The organism is Kineococcus radiotolerans SRS30216 = ATCC BAA-149 (assembly GCF_000017305.1).
GTDB lineage: Bacteria > Actinomycetota > Actinomycetes > Actinomycetales > Kineococcaceae > Kineococcus > Kineococcus radiotolerans.
Window position 1 is genome coordinate 1,578,834 of the sequence record NC_009664.2, and the last position, 14,421, is coordinate 1,593,254.

Below are 14,421 nucleotides of genomic sequence, written 5' to 3' on the forward strand. Positions count from 1 at the left end.
TCGGACAGGTGGGCCGAACGGGCGGGCACGGAGCCCCCCCAGACCTTACCGCTCCGCAAACGCGCACGCGGCGGTAGCGGACGATCACTCGTCGCTACCGCCGCGTGGGCTGGTCGTGCACTGCGCTCAGCGGACCGTGGTGGTCCCGCCGGCCGCAGCGATCTTCTCGGCCGCCGAGGTCGAGAACTTGTCGGCCGTCACCTGCAGGGCCACCGAGATCTCCCCGGTGCCCAGGACCTTGACGAGCTGGCCCTTGCGGACCGCGCCCTTGGCCACGAGCTCGTCGACACCGACGGTGCCGCCCTCGGGGAAGAGGGAGCCGAGCTTGTCGAGGTTGACGACCTGGTACTCGACGCGGAACGGGTTCTTGAACCCGCGCAGCTTCGGCAGGCGCATGTGCAGCGGCATCTGGCCGCCCTCGAACGCCTCGGGCACCTGGTAGCGGGCCTTGGAGCCCTTGGTGCCGCGACCGGCGGTCTTGCCCTTGCTGCCCTCACCGCGACCCACGCGGGTCTTGGCGGTGTTGGAGCCCGGGGCGGGGCGGAGGTGGTGCAGCTTCAGGACGTGCTCACCCTGGTTGGCCATCAGTCGACCTCCTCCACGGTCACGAGGTGCGACACGGTGTTCACCATGCCGCGGAACTCGGGCTTGTCGTCCTTGACGACCGACTGCCCGATCTTGTGCAGCCCGAGGCTGCGGAGCGTCTCGCGCTGGTTCTGCTTGCGACCGATGCCCGAGTTGATCTGGGTCACCTTCAGGCGCGCCATCAGGCGGTCACCCCCGCGGCCTGGGCGCGCAGCAGCGCGACCGGGGCGACGTGCTCGACCGGCAGACCACGGCGCGCCGCCACCTGCTCGGGACGCTCGAGGCCGCGCAGGGCCTCGATCGTCGCGTGCACGATGTTGATCGCGTTGTCGCTGCCGAGGGACTTCGACAGGACGTCGTGGATGCCGGCGCACTCGAGCACCGCGCGGACGGGACCACCGGCGATGACGCCGGTACCCGGGGAGGCCGGGCGCAGCATGACCACGCCGGCCGCCTTCTCACCCTGGATGGGGTGCGGGATGGTGCCCTGGATGCGGGGCACGCGGAAGAAGTTCTTCTTGGCCTCCTCGACGCCCTTGGCGATCGCCGCGGGCACCTCCTTGGCCTTGCCGTAGCCGACACCGACGGTGCCGTCGCCGTCACCCACGACCACGAGGGCCGTGAAGCTGAAGCGACGGCCGCCCTTGACGACCTTGGCGACGCGGTTGATGGTCACGACGCGCTCGACGAAGTTGCTGCGGTCGCCCGCGTCGCCCCGTCCGCGGTCGCGGCCGCCACCGTTGTTGTCGCGGCGTCCGCGGTTGTCGCCGCCGCCGCCACGGTTGTCGCCGCCGGCCGCACCGGTGCCGCCGGCGCCTCGGCGCTGGGGTCCAGGCATCAGACGTTCCTCATCTCTTCGAGTGCTCGGGTCACAGGGCCAGCCCGGCTTCCCGGGCGCCGTCGGCGATGGCCGCGACGCGACCCGCGTACCGGTTGCCGCCGCGGTCGAAGACCACGGCGTCGATGCCGGCCGCCTTGGCGCGCTCGCCGACGAGGACGCCGACGGCCTTGGCCTTGGCCGACTTGTCGTCGCCGCTCGCGCGCAGGTCCGCCTCCATGGTCGAGGCTGACGCGAGGGTGTGACCCGCCGCGTCGTCGATGACCTGGACGAAGACGTGCCGGGTGGACCGGGTGACGACGAGACGCGGGCGCACAGCGGTGCCCACGACCTTCTTGCGCACGCGGGTGTGACGACGCTTGAGCGACGCCGCCTTGCCCTTCGTGGTGCGCTGGGTGGAGAGAGCCATCGTCACTTACCAGCCTTTCCGACCTTGCGGCGGATCTGCTCGCCGGCGTACCGAACGCCCTTGCCCTTGTACGGGTCGGGCTTGCGCAGCTTGCGGATGTTGGCGGCGATCTCGCCGACCTGCTGCTTGTCGATGCCGGCGACCGAGAAGCGCGTGTTGTTCTCGACGGCGAACGTGATGCCGGCCGGGGCCTTCACCACGACGGGGTGGCTGAAGCCGAGGGCGAACTCGAGGTCCGAGCCCTTCGGCGTCACGCGGTACCCGGTACCGACGATCTCGAGCTTCTTCTCGTAGCCCTTGGTCACACCCTCGACCATGTTCGAGATGAGGGTGCGGGTCAGCCCGTGCAGCGAGCGCGAGACGCGCTCGTCGTCGGGCCGGGTCACCTGCAGCGTGCCGTCCTCCGTGCGTTCCACGGAGATCGGGGCGGCCACGGTGTGGCTGAGCTCGCCCTTGGGGCCCTTGACCGTGACGGCTGCGCCGTCGATGGTCACGTCCACGCCCGCGGGGACGGTGATCGGGAGTCGACCGATGCGCGACATGAGTCCTCCTCCCTCACCAGACGTAGGCGAGGACTTCCCCACCCACGCCCTTCTTGTTGGCCTGCTTGTCGGTCAGCAGCCCCGAGGACGTGGACAGGATCGCCACGCCGAGGCCACCGAGGACGCGGGGCAGGTTGGTCGACTTCGCGTACACCCGCAGACCGGGCTTGCTGACCCGGCGCAGGCCGGCGATCGCACGCTCGCGGTTGGGGCCGAACTTCAGGTCCAGCGTGAGCTTCTTGCCGACCTCAGCGTCCTCGACCGTCCAGGAGGTGATGTAGCCCTCGGCCTGGAGGATCTCGGCGATGTGCGACTTCAGCTTGCTGTACGGCATGGAGACGGTGTCGTGGTACGCCGAGTTGGCGTTCCGCAGACGCGTCAGCATGTCCGCGATGGGGTCGGTCATCGTCATCGGGCTCGTCCGCCCTTCCTCACCGGGGTTTCCGGTCCGCAGGGCGCGGTCCGGACCTTCGGCGTCGTCGAAATGATGTCAGAAGTCACCAGCAGCTCGATGCCACTCACCAGCTGCTCTTGGTCACGCCGGGCAGCTCGCCGGCGTGAGCCATCTCGCGAACGCAGATGCGGCAGAGGCCGAACTTGCGGAACACGGCGTGCGGGCGCCCGCAGCGCTGGCAGCGGGTGTAACCCCGCACCTTGAACTTCGGCTTGCGCGCGGCCTTGGTGATCAGAGCGGTCTTCGCCACGGTCAGTTCTCCTTGAACGGGAAGCCCAGGGCACGCAGCAGCGCACGGCCTTCATCGTCGGTCGTCGCCGTCGTCACGACCGTGATGTCCATGCCGCGGACGCGGTCGATCTTGTCCTGGTCGATCTCGTGGAACATCGACTGCTCGTTGAGACCGAAGGTGTAGTTGCCGTTGCCGTCGAACTGCTTCGGCGACAGACCGCGGAAGTCGCGGATGCGCGGGAGCGCCAGCGACAGCAGCCGGTCCAGGAACTCCCACATGCGGTCGCCCCGCAGCGTGGTGTGGCAGCCGATCGGCATGCCCTCGCGCAGCTTGAACTGGGCGATGGACTTGCGGGCCTTGGTGATCTGCGGCTTCTGACCGGTGATGGCCGTGAGGTCGCGGACCGCGCCGTCGATGAGCTTGGAGTCGCGAGCGGCCTCGCCGACACCCATGTTCACCACGACCTTGGTCAGGCCGGGGATCTGCATGACGTTGCCGTAGGAGAACTGCTCGTGCAGCTGACCCTTGATCTCGTCGCGGTAGCGCTGCTTCAGACGCGGCAACGCACGGGCTTCAGTCGTGGTGGTCATCAGATGTCCTTGCCGGAACGCTTGGCGACGCGGATGCGGTTGGTCTTGGTGCGACCGTCGCGCTCGACCTGCTCCGTGCGGATGCCCACGCGGGTCGGCTTCTTGGTCTCCGGGTCGACGAGCTGCACGTTGCTGATGTGGATGGGGGCCTCGCGCTCGACGATGCCGCCCTCCACCCCCGGACGGGCCTTGGTGTGCCGCTTGATGCGGTTGACGCCCTCGACGAGGACGCGGTCGGTCTCGGCGATGACCTCGAGCACCTTGCCCTGCTTGCCGAGGTCGGACGTCTTGGTCCCGTCCGCGTTGCGACGACCGCGGACGCGGGTGATGACCTGGACCAGGTCACCCTTCTTGATGCGGGTCTTCCCCATGGTCAGAGCACCTCCGGAGCCAGCGAGATGATGCGCATGAACTTCTTCTCGCGCAGTTCACGACCGACGGGCCCGAAGATGCGGGTACCGCGCGGGTCGCCGTCGGCACGGAGGATCACCGCGGCGTTCTCGTCGAATCGGATGTAGGAACCGTCGGCGCGCCGACGCTCCTTCTTCGTGCGGACGATGACGGCCTTGACCACGTCGCCCTTCTTGACGTTCCCACCGGGGATGGCGTCCTTGACCGTGGCCACGATCACGTCACCGATGCCGGCGTAGCGGCGGCCGGAGCCGCCGAGCACGCGGATGCACAAGATCTCCTTGGCACCCGTGTTGTCGGCGACCTTGAGCCGCGACTCCTGCTGGATCACTCTCTACTCCTTCGTCGCGCCGGTTCTCGACCAACCGCTGAGGTGGCGAGCCTGGCCGAACGGACATGGAATCTGGGGGTGGGCCGCGATGGCGACCCACCCGACGTCAGTCGCTGCGCGCGGACGCGCACGAATCACTTCGCGCGTTCGAGCACCTCGACGACGCGCCAGCGCTTGGTCGCCGACAGCGGACGGGTCTCGGCGATGAGGACGAGGTCGCCCACACCGGCCGTCTCGACCTCGTCGTGCGCCTTGACCTTGGTGGTGCGGCGGATGACCTTCGCGTAGAGCGGGTGCTTCACGCGGTCCTCGACCTCGACCACCACGGTCTTCTGCATCTTGTCGCTGACGACGTACCCGCGGCGCGTCTTGCGGTCGCCGCGATCGGTGGTGCTGGCGGCGCTGGTCTGCTCGCTCACTCGGCAGCCTCCTTCGTGATCGGCGCCTCGGTGATGCCGAGCTCGCGCTCGCGCATCGTCGTGTAGATGCGGGAGATGTCCCGCTTCACGGCCTTCAGCCGGGAGTTGTTCTCCAGCTGACCGGTCGCGGACTGGAAGCGCAGGTTGAACAGCTCTTCCTTCGCCTTCTTCAGCTCATCGACCAGCTTGGCGTCGGCGAACTCACGCAGCTCGTCGGCGCTCAGGCCCTTGGTCCCGACGGCCATCACTCACCACCCTCGCGGCGCACGATCTTGCACTTGACCGGAAGCTTGTGGATGGCGCGGGTCAGCGCCTCCGTGGCGATCTTCTCGGTGGGGAAGGACAGCTCGAACATGACGCGTCCGGGCTTGATGTTCGCGATCCACCACTCCGGCGAGCCCTTGCCGGAACCCATGCGGGTCTCGGCGGGCTTCTTCGTCAGCGGCCGGTCCGGGTAGATGTTGATCCAGACCTTGCCGCCACGACGGATGTGGCGGGTGATGGCGATACGAGCGGACTCGATCTGCCGGTTGGTGACGTAGCCGCCTTCGACGGCCATGATGCCGTAGTCGCCGAAGGTGACCCGGGTGCCGCCGGAAGCCGCTCCACGCCGCGTGGGGTGGTGCTGCTTGCGGTGCTTGACTCGCCGTGGGATGAGCACGACTCAGGCCTCCGTTCCGTTGGAACCCTTGCCGATGACCGGCTCGGTCGCCGCGGTGCCGGTCGGGGCGCTGCCGGTGGCAACGGCCTCGGCGACGGGCGCGGTGGTGTCCTGGGCAGGACGGGTGCGACGCGCACCGCGGTCGGGGCGGTCGCCGCGCTCGTTGCGACGCGGGGCGCGCGGGGCGGCGGCCTGCGACTGGGCGAGCTCACGGCTGGTGATGTCGCCGTGGTAGATCCAGACCTTCACGCCGATGCGGCCGAAGGTCGTGCGGGCCTCGTAGAACCCGTAGTCGATGTTCGCGCGCAGGGTGTGCAGCGGCACACGGCCTTCGCGGTAGAACTCCGAACGGCTCATCTCGGCGCCGCCGAGACGGCCGGCGCACTGCACCCGGATGCCCTTGGCCCCGGAGCGCATCGTCGTCTGCATCCCCTTGCGCATGGCGCGGCGGAACGAGACGCGGCTGGCGAGCTGCTCGGCGACACCCTGCGCGACGAGCTGGGCGTCCACCTCGGGGTTCTTGACCTCGAGGATGTTCAGCTGCACCTGCTTGCCGGTGAGCTTCTCGAGCTCGGTGCGGATGCGGTCGGCCTCCGCGCCGCGACGGCCGATGACGATGCCCGGCCGGGCGGTGTGGATGTCGACGCGCACGCGGTCACGGGTGCGCTCGATCTCCACCTTGGAGATGCCGGCCCGCTCCATGCCCTTGGACATGAGCCTGCGGATCGCGACGTCCTCCTTGACGTAGTCGGCGTAGCGCTGACCAGTCTTGGTGGAGTCGGCGAACCACCGGCTGCGGTGGTCGGTGGTGATGCCCAGTCGGAACCCGAACGGGTTGACCTTCTGTCCCATCAGCGGGTCCTCCTCGTCTTCTTGGCGCCCTTGACGGCCGGGGCGACGACCACGGTGATGTGGCTCGTGCGCTTCAAGATGCGCCCCGCGCGCCCTTGGGCACGGGGACGGAAGCGCTTCATCGTCGGACCTTCGTCCACGTGGATCGCCTTGACGACGTACTCGGCCGGGTCGAAGGCCTCGGAGTGCTTGTCCGCGTGGAACTTCGCGTTCGCCATGGCGCTCTCGACGAGCTTGCGAACGGGCTCGGCCGCCGACTGCGGGGCGAACGAGAGCACTGCGACGGCCTCAGTGGCCTGCTTGCCCCGGACGAGGTCGACGACTCGGCGCGCCTTCTGGGGCGTGACGCGGAGGTACCGCGTCTGCGCCTTGGCTTCCATCCCTGTCCTGCTTCCTGGTTTCGGTCTCTGAAGGTTGAGTCGCTGAGCGGGTGGCTCAGCGGCGACGACCCTTGCGGTCGTCCTTCTCGTGGCCCTTGAACGTGCGCGTGGGCGCGAACTCGCCGAGCTTGTGCCCCACCATCGACTCCGTGACGAAGACGGGGGTGTGCTTGCGGCCGTCGTGCACCGCGAACGTGTGACCCAGGAAGTCCGGCGTGACGACCGAACGGCGGGACCAGGTCCGGATGACGTTGTGCGTACCGGCCTCGTTCTGAGCGTCCACCTTCTTCTGCAGGTGGTCGTCGACGAACGGGCCCTTCTTCAAGCTGCGAGGCATGGCCTGAACTCCCTATCAGCGCTTCTTGCCGGTGCGGCGGCGACGGACGATGAGCTTGTCGCTCTCCTTGCCCGGACGCCGCGTACGGCCTTCAGGCTGACCCCAGGGGCTGACGGGGTGACGACCACCGGAGGTCTTCCCCTCACCACCACCGTGCGGGTGGTCGATCGGGTTCATGGCGACACCGCGGACGGTCGGGCGCTTGCCCTTCCAGCGCATGCGGCCGGCCTTGCCCCAGTTGATGTTCGACTGCTCGGCGTTGCCGACCTCGCCGATCGTGGCGCGGCAGCGCACGTCGACGTTGCGGATCTCGCCCGACGGCATGCGCAGCTGGGCGAAGCGGCCCTCGCGGGCGACGAGCTGGACGCTGGCCCCGGCGGAGCGGGCGATCTTGGCACCGCCACCGGGACGGATCTCGATGGCGTGGATCACCGTGCCGACGGGGATGTTGCGCAGCGGCAGGTTGTTGCCCGGCTTGATGTCGGCCTCGGGGCCGTTCTCGATCCGGTCGCCCTGCTTCAGCTTCGCCGGCGCGATGATGTAGCGCTTCTCGCCGTCCACGTAGTGCAGCAGCGCGATGCGCGCGGTGCGGTTCGGGTCGTACTCGATGTGCGCGACCTTGGCCGGCACGCCGTCCTTGTCGTGACGACGGAAGTCGATCAGACGGTAAGCGCGCTTGTGGCCACCACCGATGTGACGGGTGGTGATGCGACCGGACGAGTTGCGGCCACCGGTCTTGGACAGCGGACGGACGAGCGACTTCTCAGGCTCGCTCCGCGTGATCTCGACGAAGTCGGCGACGGACGAGCCGCGGCGGCCCGGCGTCGTCGGCTTGTACTTGCGGATTCCCATTGCAGCGTTTCCTCGGGTTCGAAGGTTGTCTACGGCAGTCGTGCGAGCCCTGGGGCTCAGGCGACCGCGCCGCCGAAGATGTCGATCGTGCCCTCGCGCAACGTCACGATGGCCCGCTTGGTGTCCTTGCGCTTACCCGTGCCGTACCGGGTGCGACGGCTCTTGCCCTGCCGGTTCGCGGTGTTCACCGACGAGACCTTGACGCCGAAGACGCTCTCGACCGCGACCTTGATCTCGGTCTTGTTCGCCCTCGGGTCCACGAGGAACGTGTACTTCCCCTCGTCGATGAGCGCGTAGCTCTTCTCCGAGACGACCGGCGCGAGCAGGATGTCGCGCGGGTCCTTCTGGGTTCCACCGATCGCACTCACAGGGTGCTCCCTTCGGACTCGGCCGCCACCGCGGTCGCGCTGCGACCGGCCGGCGGACCCGCGACGAAGGCGTCGAGCGCCGCGCGGGTGAAGACGACGTCGTCGCTCTTCACGACGTCGTAGGTGTTCAGCTGGTCGGCCGGCAGGACGTGCACGTTGTCGAGGTTGCGCAGGGACTTCTGCGAGACGTCGTCGTCGCGGGTCAGGACGACCAGCACGTTCTTGCGGCCGGAGAGCGTCGCGATGAGCGCGCGAGCGGTCTTGGTCGAGGGGGTCTCCCCCGCGGCCAGGCCCTCGACGACGTGCAGACGCTCGTGACGCACCCGGTCGGAGAGGGCACCGCGCAGGGCGGCGGCCTTCATCTTCTTGGGGGTGCGCTGGGAGTAGTCGCGCGGCTTGGGGCCGTGCACGATGCCACCACCGGTGAACTGCGGGGCGCGCAGCGAGCCCTGACGGGCGCGGCCGGTGCCCTTCTGCTTGTACGGCTTCTTGCCGCCACCGCGGACCTCGCCCCGACGCTTGGTCGAGTGGGTGCCCTGGCGGGCCGCGGCGAGCTGCGCGGTCACGACCTGGTGGATCAGCGAGATGTTCGCCTGGCGACCGAAGTCCTTGGCGGGCAGCTCCACGGTGCCGTTGCTGCCGCCGTCGGCGGTCCGCAGCGGGACGGTGATGGCCTCGGTGGTCTGAGTCGTCTCAGTCATGTGCTCAGGCCTCCTTCACGCGCGCCTTGGAGGCGCTCTTGACGAGCACGAGGCCGCCGCGGGGACCGGGGATCGCGCCCGTGATGAGCAGCAGGCCCTTCTCCGCGTCGACCGCCTGCACGGTCAGGTTCTGGGTGGTCTGGCGAGCCGCACCCATGCGACCGGCCATCCGCATGCCCTTGAACACGCGACCCGGGGTGGCGCAGCCGCCGATCGACCCGGGCTTGCGGTGGTTGCGGTGCGCACCGTGGGAGGCGCCGACGCCGTGGAAGCCGTGACGCTTCATGACACCGGCGAAGCCCTTGCCCTTGGTGGTGCCGACCACGTCGACGGTCGCGCCGGTGGCGAAGGCCTCGGCGGTGACCTCCTGACCCAGGGAGTAGTCCGCGGCGTCGGTGGTGCGCAGCTCGACCAGGTGGCGACGCGGGGCGACGCCGGCCTTCTCGAAGTGCCCGGCAGCGGGCTTGGTGGCCTTGCGCTGCGCGATGGCCGTGGTGGCCAGCTGGACGGCCTCGTAGCCGTCAACGGTAGTGGTGCGGATCTGGGTGACGACGTTCGGCTCGACCTTGACGACGGTCACGGGGACGATGCGGTTGTCCGCGTCCCACAGCTGCGTCATGCCGAGCTTGGTGCCGAGCACCCCTCGCACTTGCCTGTCGCTCATCGTGTGCAGTCCCTCAGAGCTTGATCTCGATGTCGACCCCGGCCGGGAGGTCGAGCCGCATGAGCGAGTCGACGGTCTTCGGCGTCGGGTCGATGATGTCGATGAGGCGCTTGTGAGTGCGCATCTCGAAGTGCTCGCGGCTGTCCTTGTACTTGTGCGGCGAGCGGATAACGCAGTAGACGTTCTTCTCGGTCGGCAGCGGCACGGGCCCAGCGACCGAGGCGCCCGTCCGGGTCACCGTGTCGACGATCTTGCGCGCCGAGCTGTCGATGACCTCGTGGTCGTAGGCCTTGAGCCTGATGCGGATCTTCTGTCCCGCCATGGCGTCGTCTGACTCTCTCTCTTCGTACCGCTACTGACTCGCGCGCGGCGCGGAGCACCTGCTCGGTGCCCCGACCCCCGAGGTCGGGCGTGTCGCGCCTCAGCGCGATCTCCACCCTCACTCGGTTGCCCGGTGTGGACCTGTCGTCCTGTTCAGGTTGCCCTGGGGGTTCCAGGTGAACCGTCCGCCGCCCGTACGAGACGTTCGACGTTCGCGGTCGCTGCCCGTGGTCCTGGTTCGGTCCCCGGATCGGGTGAGATCTTGATCCAGGCGCGAACCAGCGGCGCAGCAACCCCGACAGTCTGCCAGACGAGGTGGGTCGTTGGCGAATCGAGCCAGCAGCAGCAACGCGGTGGCTACTGCGAGGACTGCAGCGCAGTGCGCTGCACGACGAAGGGGCGGGTCCAGGTGGACCCGCCCCTCCGTGCGGTGGGCGACCCGCCGGAGGGGGGTGACCCCTCCCCCGGCGGCTCAGCTCACTTGAGGATCTTGACGACCCGGCCGGCGCCCACGGTGCGGCCACCCTCGCGGATGGCGAACTTCAGGCCCTCTTCCATCGCGATGGGCTGGATGAGGTCGACCTTCATCTCGGTGTTGTCGCCGGGCATGACCATCTCGGTGCCCTCGGGCAGCGAGACGACGCCGGTGACGTCGGTCGTCCGGAAGTAGAACTGCGGACGGTAGTTGTTGTAGAAGGGCGTGTGACGGCCACCCTCGTCCTTGGACAGGATGTACGCCTGGCCCTCGAACTCGGTGTGCGGCGTGATGCTGCCGGGCTTGACCACGACCTGGCCGCGCTCGACGTCGTCGCGCTTGAGGCCACGCAGGAGCAGGGCGGCGTTGTCGCCGGCCTGGCCGGTGTCCAGCATCTTGTTGAACATCTCGATGCTGGTCACGGTGGTCTTGGTGGAGGTCGGCTTGATGCCGACGACCTCGACCTCCTGGTTGACGTTCAGGACACCGCGCTCGATGCGCCCGGTCACGACGGTGCCGCGGCCGGTGATCGTGAAGACGTCCTCGATGGGCATGAGGAACGGCTGGTCGATCGCGCGCTCGGGCTCCGGGATCGCGGTGTCGACCGCGTCCATGAGCTCCATCAGCTTGTCGCCCCACTCGGCGTCGCCCTCGAGGGCCTTCAGCGCCGAGACGCGGACCACGGGGACGTCGTCGCCCGGGAACTCGTAGGACGAGAGGAGCTCACGCACCTCCATCTCGACGAGCTCGAGGAGCTCCTCGTCCTCGACCATGTCGGCCTTGTTCAGCGCGACGACGATGTAGGGGACGCCGACCTGGCGGGCCAGGATGACGTGCTCCTTCGTCTGCGGCATCGGGCCGTCGGTGGCCGCGACCACGAGGATGGCGCCGTCCATCTGCGCCGCACCCGTGATCATGTTCTTGATGTAGTCCGCGTGACCCGGGCAGTCGACGTGGGCGTAGTGACGCGCCTCGGTCTGGTACTCGACGTGCGCGATCGAGATCGTGATGCCGCGCTGGCGCTCTTCGGGCGCCTTGTCGATCTGGTCGAACGCCGACGCCTTGTTCAGCTCCGGGAACTTGTCGTGCAGCACGCGGGTGATCGCCGCGGTCAGCGTCGTCTTCCCGTGGTCGATGTGACCGATCGTGCCGATGTTGACGTGCGGCTTGGTCCGCTCGAACTTCGCCTTCGCCACTGGGGGTCCTCCTCGGACTGTCGTTATTTCCCCGACCCGGTTCAACGGGTGGGTGGGTGACCTGGCTGGTCACTGGCCCACACGGCGGTGGTCCAGGGGTCGTGCAGGGGGGACGGTCCGGCGTGGGCCGTCCCCCCGAGTGCGTCAGGAGAGGGTCACTCCCCGCGGACCTTCTTCACGATCTCGTCCGCCACGTTCCGCGGGACTTCAGCGTAGTTGGAGAACTGCATCGAGTAGACCGCCCGGCCCTGCGTCTTCGACCGGAGGTCGCCGACGTAGCCGAACATCTCGGACAGCGGGACGGAGGCCTTCACGAGCTTGGCCCCGCTGACGTCCTCCATGGACTCGATCTGCCCACGGCGGGAGTTCAGGTCGCCGATGACGTCGCCCATGTAGTCGGCGGGCGTACGCACCTCGACGGCCATGACGGGCTCGAGCAGCACGGGCTGAGCCTTGCGGACAGCTTCGCGCAGGACCATCTTGCCCGCGATCTTGAAGGCCATCTCCGACGAGTCGACGTCGTGCGCCGCACCGTCGATGAGGGAGGCCTTGATGCCGACGAGGGGGTACCCCGCGACGACACCCTCCTGCATGGCCTCCTGGATGCCGTTGTCCACGGAGGGGATGTACTCGCGCGGGACGCGGCCACCGGTGACGGCGTTCACGAACTCGTAGAACGTCCCGTCCGCGGTGTCCAGGGGCTCGATCGAGACCTGCACCTTGGCGTACTGGCCCGAACCGCCGGTCTGCTTCTTGTGGACGTAGTCCTCCTTCAGCACCGCGCGACGGATCGTCTCGCGGTAGGCGACCTGCGGCTTGCCGACGTTCGCCTCGACCTTGTACTCGCGCTTCATCCGGTCGACGAGGATGTCGAGGTGGAGCTCGCCCATCCCCTTGATGATCGTCTGACCGGTCTCCTGGTCGAGCTCGACCTGGAAGGTCGGGTCCTCCTCGGCCAGGCGCTGGATCGCGGTGCCGAGCTTCTCCTGGTCGCCCTTGGTCTTGGGCTCGATGGCGACCGAGATGACGGGCTCGGGGAAGGTCATCGACTCGAGGACGACCTGCTGAGCCGAGTCGGACAGCGTGTCGCCCGTCGTCGTCTCCTTCAGGCCGATCATCGCGTAGATGTGACCCGCGCGGGCCTCGTCGACCGGGTTCTCCTTGTTGGAGTGCATCTGGAAGAGCTTCCCGATGCGCTCCTTCTTGCCCTTGGTCGAGTTCACGACCTGCGAGCCGGCCGCGACGACGCCCGAGTACACCCGGACGTAGGTCAGCTTGCCGAAGAACGGGTGCGCCGCGACCTTGAACGCGAGGGCCGAGAACGGCTCGGTCGCGTCCGGCTTGCGGATGATCTCCACCGACTCGTCGCCGACCTTGTGCCCGATCATGGGCTTCACGTCGAGGGGCGAGGGGAGGTAGTCGATGACCGCGTCGAGCATGGGCTGGACGCCCTTGTTCTTGAACGCGGAGCCGCAGAAGATCGGGTACAGCTCGCTGTTGATCGTCAGCTTGCGGACCGCGGCCTTGATCTCCTCGGGGGTGAGGTCCTCGCCGCCGAGGTACTTCTCGAGGAGGGCCTCGTCGGTCTCGGCCACGCGCTCGACGAGCTTGGCGCGGTACTCGTTGGCCTGGTCGAGGAGGTCCGCGGGGATCTCCTCGACGGTGTAGTCGGCGCCCATCTGGACCTCGCCGCGCCAGGTGAGGGCGCGCATGTGGACCAGGTCGACGACGCCGGCGAAGGAGTTCTCCGCGCCGATCGGCAGCTGCATGACCAGCGGCTCGGCGCCCAGGCGGTCGCTGATGGTGCCGACGGTGAAGAAGAAGTCGGCGCCCAGCTTGTCCATCTTGTTGACGAAGCAGATGCGCGGGACGTCGTACTTGTCCGCCTGCCGCCACACGGTCTCGGACTGGGGCTCGACACCCTCCTTGCCGTCGAAGACGGCGACCGCGCCGTCGAGGACGCGCAGGGAGCGCTCGACCTCGACCGTGAAGTCGACGTGGCCGGGCGTGTCGATGATGTTGATCTGGGTGCCCTCCCAGAAGCAGGTGGTGGCGGCGGAGGTGATGGTGATGCCCCGCTCCTGCTCCTGAGCCATCCAGTCCATCGTGGCCGCGCCGTCGTGGACCTCGCCGATCTTGTAGTTGATCCCCGTGTAGAAGAGGATCCGCTCCGTCGTCGTGGTCTTGCCGGCGTCGATGTGCGCCATGATGCCGATGTTGCGGACCTTGGTCAGGTCCGTCAGCACGTCCTGTGCCACGGTTTACTGCCTCTTCCCTGGGATCGAGGGGGTGAGTCGGCCACTCCGGCTGAGCAGCGTGCCCGCCACTGGGGTCACCAGCGGTAGTGCGCGAAGGCCCGGTTCGACTCGGCCATCTTGTGGGTGTCCTCACGACGCTTCACCGCGGCACCGAGGCCGTTCGAAGCGTCCAGGATCTCGTTGAGCAGACGCTCGGTCATCGTCTTCTCGCGACGCTGACGGGCGTAACCGACGAGCCAGCGCAGGGCCAGCGTCGTGGAGCGGGTGGGGCGCACCTCGATGGGCACCTGGTAGGTCGAACCACCGACGCGGCGGGACTTGACCTCGATCGCGGGCTTGACGTTGTCGAGCGCGCGCTTGAGCACGACGACGGGGTCGCCACCGGTCTTGTCGCGGGCACCCTCGAGGGCGCCGTACACGATGGACTCGGCGACGGACTTCTTCCCGTCGAGGAGGATCTTGTTGACGAGCTGCGTCACCAGCGGGGACTGGTAGACGGGGTCCACCACGAGGGGACGCTTGGGTGCGGGGCCCTTGCGCGGCAT

At 68.4% G+C, this 14,421-nt stretch carries 24 protein-coding genes; all 24 read right to left on the minus strand.

Annotated elements, in window-relative coordinates; translation table 11 throughout:
* Positions 1-126: 126 nt before the first annotated feature.
* Positions 127-585 (minus strand): 50S ribosomal protein L15, encoded by a 459-nt coding sequence (gene rplO / locus KRAD_RS07575; RefSeq protein WP_012084961.1) that lies wholly within the window; start codon positions 583-585, stop codon positions 127-129.
* Positions 585-767, minus strand: coding sequence for a 50S ribosomal protein L30 (rpmD, locus tag KRAD_RS07580; protein ID WP_012084962.1), 183 nt, complete (start codon positions 765-767; stop codon positions 585-587). Before rpmD ends, rplO begins: the two co-directional genes overlap by 1 nt.
* Complete coding sequence (gene rpsE / locus KRAD_RS07585; protein WP_012084963.1) at positions 767-1,423, minus strand: 30S ribosomal protein S5; 657 nt, start codon at positions 1,421-1,423, stop codon at positions 767-769. Before rpsE ends, rpmD begins: the two co-directional genes overlap by 1 nt.
* 31 nt (positions 1,424-1,454) lie before the next feature.
* Complete coding sequence (gene rplR / locus KRAD_RS07590; protein ID WP_083782230.1) at positions 1,455-1,832, minus strand: 50S ribosomal protein L18; 378 nt, start codon at positions 1,830-1,832, stop codon at positions 1,455-1,457.
* Positions 1,833-1,834: 2 nt separating this feature from the next.
* Complete coding sequence (gene rplF, locus KRAD_RS07595) at positions 1,835-2,374, minus strand: 50S ribosomal protein L6 (protein WP_012084965.1); 540 nt, start codon at positions 2,372-2,374, stop codon at positions 1,835-1,837.
* 13 nt (positions 2,375-2,387) lie between these two features.
* Entirely contained in the window at positions 2,388-2,786 is a 399-nt protein-coding gene (rpsH, locus tag KRAD_RS07600) for a 30S ribosomal protein S8 (RefSeq protein WP_012084966.1), read from the minus strand.
* Positions 2,787-2,892: 106 nt separating this feature from the next.
* Positions 2,893-3,078, minus strand: a complete 186-nt coding sequence (locus KRAD_RS07605; protein ID WP_012084968.1) for a type Z 30S ribosomal protein S14 — start codon at positions 3,076-3,078, stop codon at positions 2,893-2,895.
* A gap of 2 nt (positions 3,079-3,080) precedes the next feature.
* Positions 3,081-3,650 (minus strand): 50S ribosomal protein L5, encoded by a 570-nt coding sequence (gene rplE / locus KRAD_RS07610; protein ID WP_012084969.1) that lies wholly within the window; start codon positions 3,648-3,650, stop codon positions 3,081-3,083.
* Complete coding sequence (gene rplX, locus KRAD_RS07615) at positions 3,650-4,021, minus strand: 50S ribosomal protein L24 (protein WP_012084970.1); 372 nt, start codon at positions 4,019-4,021, stop codon at positions 3,650-3,652. The genes rplE and rplX overlap by 1 nt, the downstream gene beginning before the upstream one ends.
* 2 nt (positions 4,022-4,023) lie before the next feature.
* Positions 4,024-4,392, minus strand: coding sequence for a 50S ribosomal protein L14 (gene rplN, locus KRAD_RS07620; protein ID WP_012084971.1), 369 nt, complete (start codon positions 4,390-4,392; stop codon positions 4,024-4,026).
* 134 nt (positions 4,393-4,526) lie between these two features.
* Entirely contained in the window at positions 4,527-4,811 is a 285-nt protein-coding gene (gene rpsQ / locus KRAD_RS07625) for a 30S ribosomal protein S17 (protein WP_012084972.1), read from the minus strand.
* Complete coding sequence (gene rpmC, locus KRAD_RS07630) at positions 4,808-5,056, minus strand: 50S ribosomal protein L29 (RefSeq protein WP_041291962.1); 249 nt, start codon at positions 5,054-5,056, stop codon at positions 4,808-4,810. The genes rpsQ and rpmC overlap by 4 nt, the downstream gene beginning before the upstream one ends.
* Positions 5,056-5,472, minus strand: a complete 417-nt coding sequence (gene rplP / locus KRAD_RS07635) for a 50S ribosomal protein L16 (protein WP_012084974.1) — start codon at positions 5,470-5,472, stop codon at positions 5,056-5,058. Before rplP ends, rpmC begins: the two co-directional genes overlap by 1 nt.
* A gap of 3 nt (positions 5,473-5,475) precedes the next feature.
* Positions 5,476-6,324, minus strand: coding sequence for a 30S ribosomal protein S3 (gene rpsC / locus KRAD_RS07640; protein WP_012084975.1), 849 nt, complete (start codon positions 6,322-6,324; stop codon positions 5,476-5,478).
* On the minus strand, positions 6,324-6,704 hold the full coding sequence (rplV, locus tag KRAD_RS07645) for a 50S ribosomal protein L22 (RefSeq protein WP_012084976.1): 381 nt from the start codon (positions 6,702-6,704) through the stop codon (positions 6,324-6,326). The genes rpsC and rplV overlap by 1 nt, the downstream gene beginning before the upstream one ends.
* A gap of 55 nt (positions 6,705-6,759) precedes the next feature.
* The gene (gene rpsS, locus KRAD_RS07650; RefSeq protein WP_012084977.1) at positions 6,760-7,041 is read right to left on the minus strand and encodes a 30S ribosomal protein S19; all 282 of its coding nucleotides are present in this window, start codon (positions 7,039-7,041) and stop codon (positions 6,760-6,762) included.
* A 15-nt stretch (positions 7,042-7,056) separates the two neighbouring features.
* Positions 7,057-7,893 (minus strand): 50S ribosomal protein L2, encoded by an 837-nt coding sequence (gene rplB / locus KRAD_RS07655; RefSeq protein ID WP_012084978.1) that lies wholly within the window; start codon positions 7,891-7,893, stop codon positions 7,057-7,059.
* Between the two features lie 56 nt (positions 7,894-7,949).
* Complete coding sequence (gene rplW, locus KRAD_RS07660; RefSeq protein ID WP_041292851.1) at positions 7,950-8,252, minus strand: 50S ribosomal protein L23; 303 nt, start codon at positions 8,250-8,252, stop codon at positions 7,950-7,952.
* Between the two features lie 5 nt (positions 8,253-8,257).
* Positions 8,258-8,962 (minus strand): 50S ribosomal protein L4, encoded by a 705-nt coding sequence (rplD, locus tag KRAD_RS07665; RefSeq protein ID WP_012084980.1) that lies wholly within the window; start codon positions 8,960-8,962, stop codon positions 8,258-8,260.
* 4 nt (positions 8,963-8,966) lie between these two features.
* Entirely contained in the window at positions 8,967-9,626 is a 660-nt protein-coding gene (gene rplC, locus KRAD_RS07670) for a 50S ribosomal protein L3 (protein ID WP_012084981.1), read from the minus strand.
* Between the two features lie 13 nt (positions 9,627-9,639).
* Positions 9,640-9,948, minus strand: coding sequence for a 30S ribosomal protein S10 (gene rpsJ / locus KRAD_RS07675; RefSeq protein WP_012084982.1), 309 nt, complete (start codon positions 9,946-9,948; stop codon positions 9,640-9,642).
* Between the two features lie 476 nt (positions 9,949-10,424).
* Entirely contained in the window at positions 10,425-11,618 is a 1,194-nt protein-coding gene (gene tuf / locus KRAD_RS07680; RefSeq protein ID WP_012084984.1) for an elongation factor Tu, read from the minus strand.
* Positions 11,619-11,773: 155 nt separating this feature from the next.
* Positions 11,774-13,876, minus strand: coding sequence for an elongation factor G (fusA, locus tag KRAD_RS07685; protein ID WP_012084985.1), 2,103 nt, complete (start codon positions 13,874-13,876; stop codon positions 11,774-11,776).
* Positions 13,877-13,950: 74 nt separating this feature from the next.
* Positions 13,951-14,421: a 30S ribosomal protein S7 gene (rpsG, locus tag KRAD_RS07690; protein ID WP_012084986.1), complete on the minus strand. Its 471-nt coding sequence runs from the start codon at positions 14,419-14,421 to the stop codon at positions 13,951-13,953.

Bases quoted from the DNA above. Each gene is read 5' to 3' on its own strand.
- rpmC (WP_041291962.1), bottom strand. From the start codon at position 5,056: ATGGCCGTCGGGACCAAGGGCCTGAGCGCCGACGAGCTGCGTGAGTTC.
- rpsC (WP_012084975.1), bottom strand. From the start codon at position 6,324: ATGGGACAGAAGGTCAACCCGTTCGGGTTCCGACTGGGCATCACCACC.
- rplR (WP_083782230.1), bottom strand. From the start codon at position 1,832: ATGGCTCTCTCCACCCAGCGCACCACGAAGGGCAAGGCGGCGTCGCTC.
- rplD (WP_012084980.1), bottom strand. From the start codon at position 8,962: ATGACTGAGACGACTCAGACCACCGAGGCCATCACCGTCCCGCTGCGG.
- rplF (WP_012084965.1), bottom strand. From the start codon at position 2,374: ATGTCGCGCATCGGTCGACTCCCGATCACCGTCCCCGCGGGCGTGGAC.
- rpmD (WP_012084962.1), bottom strand. From the start codon at position 767: ATGGCGCGCCTGAAGGTGACCCAGATCAACTCGGGCATCGGTCGCAAG.
- rplX (WP_012084970.1), bottom strand. From the start codon at position 4,021: ATGGGGAAGACCCGCATCAAGAAGGGTGACCTGGTCCAGGTCATCACC.
- rpsG (WP_012084986.1), bottom strand. From the start codon at position 14,421: ATGCCGCGCAAGGGCCCCGCACCCAAGCGTCCCCTCGTGGTGGACCCC.
- rpsH (WP_012084966.1), bottom strand. From the start codon at position 2,786: ATGACGATGACCGACCCCATCGCGGACATGCTGACGCGTCTGCGGAAC.
- rplV (WP_012084976.1), bottom strand. From the start codon at position 6,704: ATGGAAGCCAAGGCGCAGACGCGGTACCTCCGCGTCACGCCCCAGAAG.
- rpsJ (WP_012084982.1), bottom strand. From the start codon at position 9,948: ATGGCGGGACAGAAGATCCGCATCAGGCTCAAGGCCTACGACCACGAG.
- rplO (WP_012084961.1), bottom strand. From the start codon at position 585: ATGGCCAACCAGGGTGAGCACGTCCTGAAGCTGCACCACCTCCGCCCC.
- rpsE (WP_012084963.1), bottom strand. From the start codon at position 1,423: ATGCCTGGACCCCAGCGCCGAGGCGCCGGCGGCACCGGTGCGGCCGGC.
- rplB (WP_012084978.1), bottom strand. From the start codon at position 7,893: ATGGGAATCCGCAAGTACAAGCCGACGACGCCGGGCCGCCGCGGCTCG.
- rplC (WP_012084981.1), bottom strand. From the start codon at position 9,626: ATGAGCGACAGGCAAGTGCGAGGGGTGCTCGGCACCAAGCTCGGCATG.
- rpsS (WP_012084977.1), bottom strand. From the start codon at position 7,041: ATGCCTCGCAGCTTGAAGAAGGGCCCGTTCGTCGACGACCACCTGCAG.
- rplE (WP_012084969.1), bottom strand. From the start codon at position 3,650: ATGACCACCACGACTGAAGCCCGTGCGTTGCCGCGTCTGAAGCAGCGC.